Below are 490 nucleotides of genomic sequence, written 5' to 3'. Positions count from 1 at the left end.
CTCATCAACTTGCGTGTGCAATGACCCGGTTGGTGTATTTCTCCTTACGACAGCGACGAGTTAGGCCGCGTAGTCTTGATAATCCGTTTGATGGTGCAATAACGCCCACACAATGCGTGCATTTTTGGCTGCGAGAGCGACAATGGCGCGATTCATGCCACGTCGCTCAAGGACATTTCGCCCCCAAACACTGAGCCTATCTTGCTTATCGCCTAGGTTCGTGATGACGGCTCTCGCGCCATGCACTAAGAGTGTTCTGAGATATTTATCTCCTCGTTTACTAATACGACCTAATCGAGGCTTTCCTCCGGTTGAGTACTGTTTGGGCACTAATCCAAGCCAAGCAGCAAAATCTCTACCGGAATCAAACTGTTCACCTTTTCCGATAGTGGCGATAATCGCCGTTGCTGTTTGTGGGCCAATGCCGCGAACATTAAGAATACGCTGGGCATTAGGACTGGCCTTGGTAACCATATCGAAACACTGCTCG

At 49.8% G+C, this 490-nt stretch carries 1 protein-coding gene; it reads right to left on the bottom strand.

Features of this window, described 5'->3' with window-relative positions; all coding sequences use genetic code 11:
* Positions 1-60: 60 nt before the first annotated feature.
* Positions 61-490 (bottom strand): IS110 family transposase (locus BZG25_RS15690; protein WP_108744036.1); only part of this gene is annotated, 430 nt, incomplete at its 5' end.

It is taken from the genome of Salinivibrio sp. ML198, assembly GCF_001996015.1.
GTDB lineage: Bacteria > Pseudomonadota > Gammaproteobacteria > Enterobacterales > Vibrionaceae > Salinivibrio > Salinivibrio siamensis.
Note: the sequence above shows the minus strand (reverse complement) of the source record. Positions and strands in the feature narration are given on the sequence as shown.